Annotated in this window: 12 protein-coding genes; 7 read left to right on the plus strand and 5 right to left on the minus strand. The window is 68.0% G+C overall.

The genetic code is table 11. The annotated features are described in order from the left end of the window. The first annotated feature begins 6 nt into the window (after positions 1-6). Complete coding sequence (locus H1343_RS13355; protein ID WP_185983355.1) at positions 7-2,208, plus strand: 3-hydroxyacyl-CoA dehydrogenase NAD-binding domain-containing protein; 2,202 nt, start codon at positions 7-9, stop codon at positions 2,206-2,208. A gap of 81 nt (positions 2,209-2,289) precedes the next feature. On the opposite strand, the gene H1343_RS13360 is transcribed toward H1343_RS13355, so the two are convergent. Then, on the minus strand, positions 2,290-3,363 hold the full coding sequence (locus tag H1343_RS13360; protein ID WP_185983356.1) for a YihY/virulence factor BrkB family protein: 1,074 nt from the start codon (positions 3,361-3,363) through the stop codon (positions 2,290-2,292). Positions 3,364-3,539: 176 nt separating this feature from the next. Between H1343_RS13360 and H1343_RS13365 the strand changes: the two genes are divergently transcribed. Beyond that, positions 3,540-4,172: a S24 family peptidase gene (locus H1343_RS13365; protein WP_185983357.1), complete on the plus strand. Its 633-nt coding sequence runs from the start codon at positions 3,540-3,542 to the stop codon at positions 4,170-4,172. 40 nt (positions 4,173-4,212) lie between these two features. Beyond that, the gene (locus H1343_RS13370; protein ID WP_185983358.1) at positions 4,213-5,019 is read left to right on the plus strand and encodes a thermonuclease family protein; all 807 of its coding nucleotides are present in this window, start codon (positions 4,213-4,215) and stop codon (positions 5,017-5,019) included. 18 nt (positions 5,020-5,037) lie between these two features. Here H1343_RS13370 and H1343_RS13375 read toward each other — a convergent pair whose 3' ends face one another. Both H1343_RS13375 and H1343_RS13380 read right to left on the minus strand, forming a co-directional pair. Continuing rightward, the gene (locus H1343_RS13375; protein ID WP_185983359.1) at positions 5,038-6,678 is read right to left on the minus strand and encodes a lysine--tRNA ligase; all 1,641 of its coding nucleotides are present in this window, start codon (positions 6,676-6,678) and stop codon (positions 5,038-5,040) included. A gap of 121 nt (positions 6,679-6,799) precedes the next feature. Next, positions 6,800-7,564 (minus strand): transporter substrate-binding domain-containing protein, encoded by a 765-nt coding sequence (locus tag H1343_RS13380; protein WP_246333073.1) that lies wholly within the window; start codon positions 7,562-7,564, stop codon positions 6,800-6,802. Positions 7,565-7,730: 166 nt separating this feature from the next. Here H1343_RS13380 and H1343_RS13385 point away from each other — a divergent pair, with 166 nt between their 5' ends. Beyond that, the gene (locus H1343_RS13385; RefSeq protein WP_210270038.1) at positions 7,731-9,641 is read left to right on the plus strand and encodes a glycosyltransferase; all 1,911 of its coding nucleotides are present in this window, start codon (positions 7,731-7,733) and stop codon (positions 9,639-9,641) included. A 28-nt stretch (positions 9,642-9,669) separates the two neighbouring features. On the opposite strand, the gene H1343_RS13390 is transcribed toward H1343_RS13385, so the two are convergent. Beyond that, positions 9,670-9,918, minus strand: a complete 249-nt coding sequence (locus H1343_RS13390; RefSeq protein WP_185983361.1) for a DUF2188 domain-containing protein — start codon at positions 9,916-9,918, stop codon at positions 9,670-9,672. Positions 9,919-9,982: 64 nt separating this feature from the next. Continuing rightward, the gene (locus tag H1343_RS13395) at positions 9,983-10,699 is read right to left on the minus strand and encodes a L,D-transpeptidase (RefSeq protein ID WP_246333075.1); all 717 of its coding nucleotides are present in this window, start codon (positions 10,697-10,699) and stop codon (positions 9,983-9,985) included. 397 nt (positions 10,700-11,096) lie between these two features. Here H1343_RS13395 and exbB point away from each other — a divergent pair, with 397 nt between their 5' ends. From exbB to H1343_RS13410, 3 genes are read left to right on the plus strand one after another with little or no spacing between them, the layout of a single operon-like run. Beyond that, the gene (gene exbB / locus H1343_RS13400) at positions 11,097-12,227 is read left to right on the plus strand and encodes a tonB-system energizer ExbB (RefSeq protein ID WP_185983362.1); all 1,131 of its coding nucleotides are present in this window, start codon (positions 11,097-11,099) and stop codon (positions 12,225-12,227) included. A gap of 7 nt (positions 12,228-12,234) precedes the next feature. Beyond that, on the plus strand, positions 12,235-12,699 hold the full coding sequence (exbD, locus tag H1343_RS13405) for a TonB system transport protein ExbD (protein ID WP_185983363.1): 465 nt from the start codon (positions 12,235-12,237) through the stop codon (positions 12,697-12,699). 5 nt (positions 12,700-12,704) lie between these two features. After that, positions 12,705-13,649, plus strand: coding sequence for an energy transducer TonB (locus tag H1343_RS13410; protein WP_185983364.1), 945 nt, complete (start codon positions 12,705-12,707; stop codon positions 13,647-13,649). The last annotated feature ends 12 nt before the right edge of the window (positions 13,650-13,661 follow it).

A 13,661-nucleotide genomic window follows, 5' to 3' on the forward strand; every position in this document is an offset into this window, starting at 1 on the left:
GAGACCATGACCTACAAGAACTTCACCGTTCAGACCGACGCCGACGGCGTCGCCCTCGTCACCTGGGACATGACGGACCGCTCGATGAACGTCTTCACCGAGGAGGTGATGGGCGAGATCGACGCGATGATCGACGAACTCGCGCGCGACGCGGCGGTCAAGGGCGTCATCATCACCTCCGGCAAGAAGGGCTCCTTCACCGGCGGCGCGGACCTCAAGATGCTGCGCGGCATGTTCGACGGCTACGAGAAGAAGCTCGAGGCCGACCGGGGGGGCGCCGTCGAGGAGCTTTTCGCGCGCGCCGGCGAGATGGGCCGTATCTGGCGCAAGCTGGAGACGAGCGGCAAGCCCTTCGTCGCCGCGATCAACGGCACCTGCATGGGCGGCGGCTTCGAGCTGGCGCTCGCCTGCCATGCGCGCGTCGCCAGCGCCTCGGCCAAGATGGGCCTGCCGGAAGTGAAGGTCGGCATCTTCCCCGGCGCGGGCGGCACACAGCGCGTGCCGCGCATGACCGACACGCAGTCCGCGCTCCAGATGCTGCTGCAGGGCCAGACGCTCTCGGCCGACAAGGCCAAGCGCATGAAGCTCATCGACGAGGTGGTGGCCGACGACGGCGATCTCGTCGGCAAGGCAAAGGACATGCTGAAGGCCGGGCTCTCGGCCGTGAAGCCGTGGGACGAAAAAGGCTTCAAGCTGCCTTCGGGGCCCGTCTACTCGCCAGCCGGCGCTCAGGTCTGGCCTGCCGTCGCCTCACTCTATCGAAAGGAGACGGCCGACAACTACCCTGGCGCGCGCGCCATCGTCAAATGCGTCTACGAGGGGCTTCTCGTCCCGATGGATACGGCGCTGAAGATCGAGCAGCGCTATTTCGCGCAGGTCCTCCAGACGACCGAGGCGGCGATGATGATCCGCTCGCTCTTCGTGTCCATGCAGGCGCTGAACAAGGGCGCGCGCAGGCCCAAAGACGTGCCCGAGCAGGCGATCCGTAAGGTCGGCGTCCTCGGCGCGGGCTTCATGGGCGCAGGCATCGCCTATGTCTCGGCCAAGGCCGGCCTCGAGGTCGTCCTGATCGACCGCGATCAGGAAGCGGCCGACAAGGGCAAGGCCCATTCGCGCACGCTGATGGAAGGTCTGGTCAAGAAGGGCCGCGCCAGCGCCGAGGAGACCGAGACGGTGCTTTCGCGCATCACCGCGACACCGTCCTACGACGCGCTTTCCGACGTCGATCTCGTGGTCGAGGCGGTCTTCGAGGATCGCGACGTCAAGGCGGACGTGACGAAGAAGGCGGCCGCCGTGATGAAGGACGGCGCGATCTTTGCGTCGAACACTTCCACCATCCCGATCTCGACGCTCGCCGGCGCGTTCCCTGACACGGCGCGCTTCATCGGCATCCACTTCTTCTCGCCGGTGGACCGGATGATGCTCACCGAGATCATCCTCGGCGAGAAGACCGGCGACACGGCGCTCGCGGTCGCGCTGGACTTCGTGCGCGCCATCAAGAAGACGCCGATCGTCGTCAACGACACGCGCGGCTTCTTCGCCAACCGCTGCGTGCTTCGCTACATGTCGGAAGCCTACGACATGCTGGTCGAGGGCGTGCCCGCTCCGATGATCGAGAACGCGGCCAAGTTCGCGGGCATGCCCGTCGGCCCCCTCGCTCTCAACGACGAGACGGCGGTGGATCTGTCTCAGCGCATCATGAAGGCGACAATCCGCGACGAGGGCGAGGACGCGGTCGATCCGCGCCATTTCAAGCTCGTCAACGCGATGGTGGACGGCGACGGGCGGCTCGGGCGCAAGGCCGGCAAGGGCTTCTACGACTATCCGGCCAAGCCCGCCAAGAAGAGCCTGTGGCCGGGCCTGAAAGAGATGTTCCCGCAAAAGAAGGCCGAGGATGTCGACTTCACCGAGCTGAAGCAGCGCTTCCTCGTGACGATGGCGCTGGAGGCGGCCCGCACGATGGAGGAAGGCGTCGTCACCGATCCGCGCGAGGCCGATGTAGGCTCGATCCTCGGCTTCGGCTATGCGCCCTATACGGGCGGGACGATCTCCTACATCGACGGCATGGGCGTGAAGGCTTTCGTCGCGCTCTGCGAGAAGCTGGAGGCGAAGCACGGAGAGCGCTTCGCGCCGACGCCGCTCCTTCGGGAGATGGCCTCGCGGGGCGAGACCTTCTACACGCGCTTCGCCCCGGCCGAGGCCGCCTGACGGGGGCGCGATCAGTGGGGAGACCGAAAAGGCCGGGAGCGATCCCGGCCTTTTGCTTATTCCGCTCTCTTCTCGTTCGCTCTATCCGTGCAAGCGCTTCTTGCGATGGAAGAAGCTCTTCTTCTCAGGCGTCGGGTCGTCGACCTTGCGGGTGGACTGGCCGATCGTGTCGGCCACGCGCGCGCCGCGCTCACCGATGGGGCGCTCCTCCTCGTCGGTGGTGTCGAAGGCCGTCTGGTGTTCCATTTCGGCGTTGATCTCGGCGCCGACGATGAAGATCGTCGAGGAAATCCAGACCCACATCATGAAACCGATGACCGCGCCGAGCGAGCCGTAGGTCGCGTTGTAATTGGCGAAGCTCTGGAGATACCAGGAGAAGCCCATCGAGGCGGCGAGCCAGACCACCGCCGTCAGCGTCGCGCCGAACATCACCCAGCGCCACTGGGCGCGTCGGCGGCTTGCACCGTAACGGTAGAGGAGCCCGATGGCGAAGACGATCAGCGCAAAGAGCACCGGCCAGCGGCCGATGAGCACAATTTCGTCCGTGAAGCTCTGCGCACCGATGATGGCCATGGCGGCAGGGATGATGCCGATGGCCAGGAGCATCACGGTCGCCAGGACGATGCCGCCGAGAGTGAAGGTAAAGGCGATCAGATTGAGCTTGATGAACGAGCGTTTCTCCTGCTCGCCATAGGCGACGTTCATCGCCTCGAAGAGCGTCTTAACGCCGTTGTTCGCGCTCCACATCGCGAACAGGAGGCCCGAGACGAAGCCGAAGGAGAGCGATGCGGGGTCCTGCGTCACCAGCGTCTCGAGCTGGGAGGTCAGGATATCCGTGCCGGCCTGCGGCAGGAACTGGCCGATGAAGGCGATATGATCCGCGATCGTGTTCGGATCGGCGACGAAGCCGTAGGCCGAAACGAAGACGGCGAAGGTTGGAAAGAGCGCGAGCAGGAGATAGAAGGTCGCCCCCGCCGCGATCAGCATGATACGGTCTTCGAAGAAGGACGTGTAGAGCCTTGCGGCGATATCCTTCCAGCCCTTCATCGGGATCGAGAAGGGTCCGCGCGCGTCGCGTCCGCGCCCAGGCTCGCTTGCGCGGCGGCGAACCTCGTCGCTCGTATTGGGCGCGAAGCGCAGGCTCTTGACCGCCATGCCGGTCTCCTCTGGAACGCATGCGACACTCTTCGGGCCGGTCGACGATCGGCTCGTTGCCCCATCAATGACACAATCGCGCCGGTGGTTCCGTTAATCCGACGGCGATCCATTGCCGTGAGGTTTATATTCCTCTAGATAGCGTGGCAGTCGGGGCTTTGCCGGGAGAGCATGTCATGCTGTCGCACGAGCGGATCTGGGGCGCGATCGACGCGCTGGCCGCCCGCCACAAGCTTTCACCCTCCGCCCTCGCCCGCAAGGCCGGGCTCGATCCGACGACGTTCAACAAATCGAAGCGCGCGGCAGCCGACGGGCGCGCGCGCTGGCCCTCGACGGAGTCTCTGTCGAAGGTTCTCGACGCGACCGGCACCAGCCTCGACGGCTTCACTCAGCTCGTCGGCGGTACCGTGCCGGTGCGCGCGAGCCAGACCGTCCCGCTCCTCGGTTTCGCGGAAGCGGGAGCGGACGGTTATTTCGATGATGCCGGCTTCCCCGTCGGCCAGGGGTGGGACGAGATCGAGCTGCCGCCCGGCACCGAGGAGGACGCCTACGCGCTGGAGGTTTCCGGCCATTCCATGATGCCGCTCTACCGCGACGGTGACGTCGTGATCGTCTCGCCGAGCGCGGCGGTTCGGCGCGGAGACCGTGTCGTGGCGCGCACGCGCAAGGGCGAGGTTATGGTGAAGATCCTGCAGCGCCGGACCGCGCGCACGGTCGAGCTCGCCTCGGTCAATCCGGACTATCCCGACCGCCAGTTCGCGGTGGAAGAGATCGAATGGCTGGCGCGTATTCTATGGGCGAGCCAGTAGGCGCCGGGCCAGGCGGATCGGCCGAAGACGGATCAGGCGGATGGAAGCACTGACACAATCTCTGAAGATCGGCGCCGCGCTGGCCGTTCTCGTCGCCGTCGCGATCTATGCCATGCCCGAGCGGCCGAGCCTGCTCGCCGGGCGCGGCGAGGAGGCCGCACCGCAGGTCGCGCAGGCACCGGCGCCAGAGCCCGTCGAAACGCCAGCGCCCGCACCAGTTCCCGCCACCCGCCCCGAGGCGCCGGCATCAGCACCCGCCGAGCCGACCGCCGGCCAGCGGCATCTGGAAAGGCTGCGCCAAGGGGCGGGGCGTCCCGCAGGCAGCACGCCGCCGGAAGCTGCGCCGGAAGCGTCGGCGCCCCTCAGCCCGCCGCCGGTCGCGACCGAGGCACCGGCAGAAATGCCCGCCGAGGCGCCGGAACAGGTCCCGGCTCCTGCAAGCGAGCCGCCGCGCGGCCTTGCTGAGATCACCGAGCCGGTGCCCGCTCCCAGTTTCCGCCTCTTCCGCGACGCGGCGGCGGGAGCCGGCGCCACCATCTTCACCGAAGACCAGACGATCCGCATCGCCGGCGTCGAGCCGCCGGCCGCAGGTGCGCGCTGCGCCGGCGGCTCGTGCGAAGAGGAGGCGCGCGCAGCGCTGTCGGACTTCCTGTCCGATCGCTCGCTCCTGTGCGCCGTCGATCCAGGCGCCGGCCCAAGCACGACCGCGCCCTGCGTTGCGGGGGAAGACGATGTCGGCCAGTGGCTCGTGTCGAACGGCTGGGCATCGGCCTCGCCGGGCAGCCGCTATGCACGCGACGAGGAGACGGCGCGCGCGAACGGCATCGGCATCTGGACCGGCGACTGACGCGGCCGCCCTCCCCGCTCAAGCCGTGAGTCGGCCCGCGAGCGCGTCGGCGATCAGCGCACGGGTCTCCGCGATACCATACAGCGCCACGAAGGAGCCGAAACGCGGGCCGCGCTCCTGCCCGATCAGGATCTGGTAGAGCGCCGAGAACCATTCGAGCGAGACACCGGGACCGCCATCCGGGCCCTTCTTCTTCTCGTCCTGATAGCGCGGGATCGGCCGGGCGACGTCGAGGACGGCGTCCTGGATCGCGCCGGCATCGCTGCCCTGCGGCAGAGCCGCCAGTTTTTCGTCCAGCACCTCGAGCGCGGCACGCTCCACCTCGTCCGGCGTACGGAAGCGCTTCGTCGGACGAACGAAGTCCTCGAAATAGGCGAGCGCGTAGGCGACCAGCCGGTCGAGTTCGGGCTCGCTCTGTGCCGTCACACCCGGCGCATAGCGCGAGATGAACCCCCACAGCGTCTCCTTGTTGGAGGCGTTGGAGGCGGAGACGAGATTGAGCAGCATGGCGAAGGGCACGGAAACGCCATGCGCCGGCGGCTCGCCGTCATGGATGTGCCAGACCGGGTTCTGAAGCTGCTGGCGCAGATCCTGCCGCCCGTAGGCCGAGACGAAGCTGTAATAATCGTCGACCGCCTTCGGGATGACGTCGAAATGCAGCTTCTTGGCCGCGCGCGGCTTGCCGAACATGTAGAAGGACAGGCTCTCGGGCGAGGCGTAGGTCAGCCACTCGTCGATCGTCAGGCCGTTGCCCTTGGACTTTGAGATCTTCTGGCCCTTCTCATCGAGGAAGAGCTCATAATTGAAGCCTTCCGGCGGCTCGGCGCCGAGCGCGCGCGCGATCTTCGAGGAGAGCGTGACCGAATCGATCAGGTCCTTGCCCGCCATCTCGTAATCGACGCCGAGGGCGGCCCAGCGCAGTGCCCAGTCCGCCTTCCATTGGCACTTCACGGCGCCGCCGGTCACGGACGTCCAGACGCGCTCGCCGGTCTCGGGGTCGTCATAGGCGATGCGCCCGCCTGCCACGTCCCGCTCCACCATGGGCACCTGCAGGACGATGCCGGTGCGCGGGCAGATCGGCAGGAAGGGCGAATAGGTGGCGCGCCGATCCGGCCCGAGCGTCGGCAGGATGATCTCCATCACCTCGTCGTAGACGGCGAGCATCTTCAGGAGCGTCTCGTCGAAGCGGCCGGACGTGTAGGTGTCCGTCGCCGAGATGAACTCGTACTCGAAGCCGAAACGGTCGAGGAAAGCGCGCAGGCGCGCGTTGTTGGCCGCGCCGAAGGATGGATATTCGTTGGAGAACGGGTCCGGCACGCGCGACAGCGGCTTGCCGAGGAAGCCCGCCATCATCTCGCGGTTCGGCACGTTCTCGGGCACCTTGCGCAGCCCGTCCATGTCGTCGGAGAAGCAGACGAGGCGCGTTGGCACGGCGTCTTCGGTCAGGACGCGGAAGGCATGGCGCACCATCGAGGTCCGGGCGACCTCCCCGAAGGTGCCGATATGGGGCAGGCCGGAGGGACCGTAGCCCGTTTCGAACAGAACCTCGCCATCCTTGCCGAGGCGCTTCCGGCGCTCGACGAGCTTTCGCGCCTCCTCGAAGGGCCAGGCGTTCGAGCGCGCCCCTTCCTCGATCAGGCTTTGCGAGCCGTCGTCCATGATCCGTGCCGTTCCTGCGAATGCGTGTTCACCGGCGCGGGTCTCGCATATCCTGCGGCCTCGCGCCCTCTCAGTCGTTCCGTCTATGGGGCGCACAGCGCTCCGTCAACGAATGGCGAGTTCAGAAGGCACTGATCGGAAAGGCGCGCAGAAGAAGCTCGGAGAAGCGCCGCTTCTCCACGAGCCGCACGATCGCATCGTCGAAGGCATCGGCAAGGGTCGCGTTCTCGTCGCGCACCGCGATCGCGAGCCCTTCGCCGAGGAAGCGGTCGGAGAGATAAGGGCCGCCAGCGAAGGCGCAGCATCCTTGCGCCGCCTCGCTCGCCAGCCAGAAGGAAAGGCCGACGCCATCGCCGAACACAGCCTCGACGTCGCCCGCGCGAAGGGCCGTGAGAGCGGCGTCGCGCGTTTCGAGAGGGGTCGCGGTCGCGGCCGGAAAGAAGGCGGCGAGCATCGCCGCATGCGCGGTGTTCTGGACGACACCGACGCGCCGCCCGCTCATTCCAGCGGCAAGCGAGGCCGAAAGATCCAGTTCGGTAGAGGCCACGAAGCGCGCCGGGTAGCGGAAATAGGGCTCGGTGAAGGCGAGCGCCTGCCGGTTCTCGGCCGTCACGGCCAGCCCCGCGATGATCGCCTCCCCTTCCCCCGCTTCCAATGCCGGCAGCAACTCTTCGAAGGGCCGCGCCTCGATCTGGCAGATGTCGGTGATCTCGAGCTCCTCGCAGATCGCGCGCGCCAGCTCGACATTGAGCCCGGCCAGGCGACCGCGGGCATCGAGGAAGTTGAACGGGGGATAGTCGACGCTGGTCAGGAACCGCACGCGCCACAGGCCCGAAAGAGCGGGCGCGGAAGGGCGCTGGCGCTGATCCGAGAAGTTCGGGGTCACCACCTGTGCTGTGAGCGCGCGGCTCGGCGGAGCCTCCTGCGCCCGCGCACCTGAAGCCAGAATAGAAAAAGCAACCAAGGCGAGTGACATCGCCACCGATACGTGTCTCAGTAATTCGCGGAGCGTCCCTGTGGAAAGGGCGCGACGAGCAGGGGGAATGAGTGCGTTGAGTGTCATCGTTTCCCTGCCCAGCGACGGCGTTATCGTCCAGTCGACCTCATATCTCCTTTCGCATGATGTGGCCAAGGGAGCGGCTCTCTCGCTCACCGCTTCGCCGGTTCTGCAACGCGTTCTTGCAAGCCTCGGCGTCTCTTGGGAGCAGTATTGGCGGGCGTGCGAACAAGCGCTTCTGAACGGTTCGGACGCGGCGCGCGAGCTGGTCGCCGCACGGGTCGTCGGCGAGGAGACGCTCGGGCGCGCGATGGCCGATGCTTTGGGCCTGCCCTTCTCCGCGCCCGAGCCGCAGGACCAGATCATAGAAGGGCCGCCGGGCAGCGAGCGGAGGCACCTGCGCACCTGCACGCCGGCGCTCGAGGCCAAGCTGTTCATCTGGCCGCGGCTCGAGGCATTGGACGATGTGGCCGCCTGGTTCGCCCGCGCACAGGGCGGCAGCGTCCTCGTCGCGACACCGCGAGCCCTGGACGCGCATCGCGCCCGCTTCACGGACAGGCAGCGCCACCACGACGCGCGTTTCGCACTCGCCTCCGCGCGCCCGGACCTTTCGGCACGCACGGTCTTCAGCAGCGGACAGGCCTTCGGCTTCGGCTTCCTGACGCTCGCGTTTCTTCTGCTGCTCGCCGCCTATGGCCTCGAGGCCCTGCGGCCCTTCCACATCGCCCTCAGCGTCTTCTTCGCCGCCTTCACGCTGTTTCGTTTCGCGGTCCTCCTCGACCACGCGCGGGAGGAACGGCGGCGCGCCGCGGAGCGCGCAGACCGGGAGGCCGCGCTGGTGCTGCCGCCCGCCGAGCCGCTGCCGACATACACGGTGCTCGTCGCCCTCCATCATGAGGCCGAGATGGTCTCTCCGCTGGTCGACGCCCTGACCGCGCTCAATTGGCCGAGGGCGCTTCTCGACATCAAGCTGATCTGCGAGGCGGACGATCCGCACACCATCGCGGCAGTGGAGGCGCGGATCGCTCAGGAGCCGGGCATCGAGCTGGTGCTCGTCCCGCCCTCGCTGCCGCGAACCAAGCCGAAAGCGCTGAACCACGCGCTGCCGCTCGCGTGCGGAGACCTCGTCGTCCTCTACGATGCGGAAGACCGGCCCGATCCGGACCAGCTTCTGGAGGCATGGCTGACCTTCCGCTCGGCCGATGCGAGCCTCGCCTGCCTGCAGGCGCCGCTGACGATCCGCAACGGCGGCGACAACTGGTTCGCGGGGCTCTTCGCGCTGGAATACGCCGTCCTCTTCCGCGCGACGCTGCCGTTCCTCGCGCGGCGCGATCTGCCGATACCGCTCGGTGGCACGTCCAACCATTTCCGCCGAGAGGCGCTCGAGGCCGTTGGGGGCTGGGACGGATTCAACGTCGCCGAGGATGCCGATCTCGGCGTCCGGCTGTGCCGTCACGGATACCGCACCGGTGTCCTCACGGCCGCAACCTGCGAGGCGGCACCGACGAGCTGGCGGGTCTGGCGTAACCAGCGCACGCGTTGGCTGAAGGGATGGATGCAGACCTGGCTCGTCCACATGCGCCGACCCCGGCGGCTCGTCGAGGATCTCGGGCTGCGCCGCGCGGCCGCGTTCTACTTCCTGTTCGTCTCGATGATCGCGGGCGGCGTGATGCACACCGTGTTCGTCGCGCATCTTTTTCTGACGTTCGCCGCCCTGGCCTCGGGGGCAGCCGTTCAAGTGGCGGCCGACTGGCTCGCCATCCTCGATCTTTCCAACATCGTCTTTTCGTGGATCGCCTTCGCGCTTCTGGCCGGCGCGGTCGTCTCGCCGCGCGAGGCGCCTCTTCTCATCCGCCTGCCGACACTTTGGGCCTATTGGGGGCTGGTCAGCTATGCCTGCGTGCGAGCGGGCGTACAGCTCTTGTGGCGCCCGCATCTGTGGGAGAAGACGCCGCATCACGAGTGAGCGACGCGCGCGTCTTCGATCCCGTGGCCTATCGCGGCTCGTCGACGACCTCGGTCACCGGGCGATCATCGCCACGCGACACTTCTTCATGCCAATGGCCGGCATTGTCCTGATAGGAGATGCCTTCCGTCTCGCCCGCCAGGTGCTGGCGCTCGGCGGCATCACGGGCCGCGCGCAACGCGTCGTCGTGGCTGCGGAACGTCTCGGAGAAGACGTCCCCCACCTTGTAGGCCCAGCCGCCGTCGTGCTCGACGACCTCGTATTTCAGTCCAGACATGTTCCGTCTCCCGTCCTTTCGCTTCGGCTGGAACGAGAGGACCGGGTGACGGTTCCGCCGCGCGTCAGGCGATCGGCTCGCCGCTGCCGCCCGCTGTGCGGTCCGCCGAGCCGTGCGGAAGGACCATGACGCTGGTGCCCGTCGGCACGCGGCGGTGCAGGTCGATGATGTCGTGGTTGAACAGGCGCACGCAGCCGCTGGAAACCGAGCGGCCGATGCTCCACGGCTGATGTGTGCCGTGGATGCGGTAGAGCGTGTCGCGCCCGTCGCGGTAGAGATAGAGGGCCCGCGCGCCTAGCGGGTTCTGGGGCCCGCCCTCCATGCCGCCGGCATAGGGGAGGTTCCGCTCAGGGTCGAGGCGAATCATGTTCGGGGTCGGCGTCCATCGCGGCCATGCGGCCTTTCGCTGGATGATCGCCGCGCCTTGGTAGTCGAAACCGGCGCGGCCGACGCCGCAGCCGTAGCGCAGCGCCTCGCCGTTCTCCTGTACGAGATAGAGGAAGCGGCGCTGCGGATCGACGACGATCGAGCCGGGGTGCTCGGGGCCGGAAAAGCCGACGATCTGGCGGAAATAGCGCGGATCGACGTCGGTAAGGTCGATCGCCGGAACCGGATGCGGCTCGTCGTTGATTGCCGAGTACATGGTGATGTAGGCGCGGTCGATCGGGCGACGCACCGGCCCCGTCGCGAGGGTCTGCGGCCCGCCCGCCACGCAGGCGCCGAGCGTGAGCGGCATACCGGCAAGGAAGAGGCGACGGGAGATCGTGCTGACGGGTTTCATTCGGGTTCCGCTCGGTAACAGGTGTCAATTGCACTCGGCCATCCGTCACGAAACCGCCTCGAATGAGGCGACGCGACAAATCGGCCACGCTGCGATGCAGATTTGCCACAGCCGATTTATCCACACAACGCCCTGCGCCACGAAGATATGGTTAATTCGCAACGTCTCTCACGATATCGTCAGAGAGGCAGCATGGGGTCACGGCGGGCGTTTCCCATCGTGCGCGAACAGCAAAGAACCTGCGCCTTCCCTGTCGACATCCGAAGCCACTGGAAATAAGAGTGCCGCAGTCAACTTATTGACCGGCGAAAGCGCTCTCTCGCGACGGTAGACGCGTTCAAGCCCAGTTTGGAACGATTCCTGCCGGTGCCCGACGGCGCACCGAGAAAGACGACAGATGACGACCCGCAAGAAGGCTCGATTCCTGCTTCCCGCGCTCTTCGGCACCCTCCTCGCTGCAACGCCCGGCCATTCGCAGGAAACGCAGCAGCCGGCCCCCACCGAGCAGAGCGCGCCGTCATCGCCCGTCACGCCGCCCGCGGTGGAAACACCTGCGACAACTCAGGATACGCCGCCCCCCCCTGCCGAGGAGGCTCCCGCCGCCCCGGCAGCCGGCGATCCGGCCCCTGCCGCTCCGGCTTCGTCTCCTTCCGTAACACCGGCGCCTGCGGGCCAGACCACGCCACCCGCGACGGCCGTCGACGAGCCCGCCACGAGCGGCCAGCCCGGCCCTGTGACCGCCCCCGCACCGCCGCCCTCCTCTGCCCAGCCCGGCCCCGCTGATACCGCAGCGGCCGAGCGCAGCGATCAGATCCCTCACGACCTGACCCCGCTCGGCATGTTCATGGCCGCCGACTGGGTTGTGAAGGGCGTAATGATCGGGCTCGCTCTTGCCTCGCTCGTCACCTGGACGATCTGGCTAGCCAAGGCGCTGGAGCTCGCCTTCGCGCGACGCCGGGCGCGGGCGGGTGTGCGCCGGCTGGAGCGCGCAGCGACCTTGCACAAGGCGATCGACGAAAGTGGCCGCCGCTGGCGCGGCCCGGTCGCGGCGCTGGCGCTCGCTGCTCAGGAGGAGCGCGCGCTATCGGGTGCGGCGCTCTCAGCAGAAGGCGTGAAGGAGCGCGCGGCGATCGCCCTCTCGCGCATCGAGGCGCGTGCCGGCCGCTCCATGTCGCGCGGAACCGGCATCCTCGCCACGATCGGTTCGACGGCGCCCTTCATCGGCCTGTTCGGCACGGTCTGGGGCATCATGAACTCGTTCATCTCGATCTCGGAATCGAACACGACGAACCTTGCCGTCGTCGCGCCGGGCATCGCAGAGGCGCTTCTGGCAACGGGCATCGGCCTCGTCGCCGCGATCCCCGCCGTCATCATCTACAACGCCTTCTCGCGTTCGATCGCCGGCTACCGCGCGATCCTGGCGGACGGCTCGGCGGCGGTGATGCGCCACCTGTCGCGCGATCTCGACCGCGACGAGGCGCATCCGCACGTGGCCGCCAGCGCGCCGCGCGTCGCACCGGCGGAGTGATCCCATCATGGCGATGAACCTTAAGGACAGCGACGGCGACGGGGCGGACGAGGTCTCCGAGATCAACATCACGCCCTTCATCGACGTCGTTCTCGTGCTCCTCATCATCTTCATGGTAGCCGCGCCCCTCTCGACGGTGGATGTCGCGGTGGACCTGCCGACTTCGAACGCGGCGCCGCAGGAGCGACCGGACGAGCCGATCTACCTCACCGTGCAGGACGACCTGACGCTGTCGCTCGGCGAGAACCCGATCGCGAGCGAAGCCCTGCAGGCCGCTCTCGACGAGCGCACCGGCGGCGACCGCGAACAGCGCATCTTCCTGCGCGCCGACGAGACAGTGGCCTATGGCGATCTGATGGAGGTGATGAACGGCTTGCGCAACGGCGGCTATCTCAAGATCGCGCTCGTCGGCCTGGAGGATCCGAACACGGCGACCGCAGCTGCGCCTGCGCAAGCGCAAGCGACGAATTGACGTCCGTGGCGCGCGAACCGCTCACATCCAGCGCGGCCGAAGGCGGCTCCGGCTTCGGCGCGGTCGCCCGCTGGGGCATTGCCGCTGCGGCGATCGTCAGCGCGCATGTGGCACTGGCGATGGCCGTCTTGGACCAGACGCCCAAGCCGACGCCCGCCGGCGCCGAACAGGCGCCCATCCTCATCGACCTCGCCCCGCCCGCGGCGGCTCCACAGATCGCTTCCGTCGAAGCGCCGACGGGGCCGGAGGTCATCGAGGAAGAGGTGGAGGAGCCGACACCCGAGCCGGTTCCCGAACCCCCTGCTCCGGAACCGGAGCCGGAGCCCGTCGTCGAACCGCTACCCGAACCGGAACCGGAGCCTGTCGTCGAGCCCGAGCCCGAACCGGAGCTCGTCGAGCCTGAGCCCGAGCCCGAAGAACCCGAGCCCGAGGTCGCCGAACTGCCCGAGCCGCAGCCGGAAGCGGAAGCGGTCCTCAACGTGCCGATGCCGACCGCGCGCCCCAATCCACCGCCGCGCCGGGTTCGCGAGGAGCCGCGCCGCGAGGAACCGAGGCGGCAGGCGCGCCGCGAGGAGCCGCAGCGTGCGGAGCCTCAGCGCCGCCAGCAGCGCCAGGCGCCACCGCCGTCAGCCGCCTCTCAAGGGCAGTCGCAGCGGCAGGCTTCGCAGGGCGCGCGCTCCAACTCGGTGTCGCCCGCCCGCTGGCAGAGCCAGGTGCAGGCGCGCCTCAATCGAGCCAAGCGCACGCCGCGCGGCGCCGGGCGCGGTACGGTGAGCGTGTCCTTCACCATCTCGGCGAGCGGTTCGGCCGGCGGCGTGCGCATCGCGCGTTCGAGCGGCAACGCAACGCTGGATCAGGCGGCAGTGCAACTCGTGCAGCGGGCGAGCCCCTTCCCCGCGCCGCCGAGCGGCGGCTCCGTTTCGCTCACGGTGCCCATCCGCTACGATTGATCGGTGGACGTC

The sequence above is a fragment of the Aureimonas mangrovi genome, from assembly GCF_014058705.1.
GTDB classification, from domain to species: domain Bacteria; phylum Pseudomonadota; class Alphaproteobacteria; order Rhizobiales; family Rhizobiaceae; genus Aureimonas; species Aureimonas mangrovi.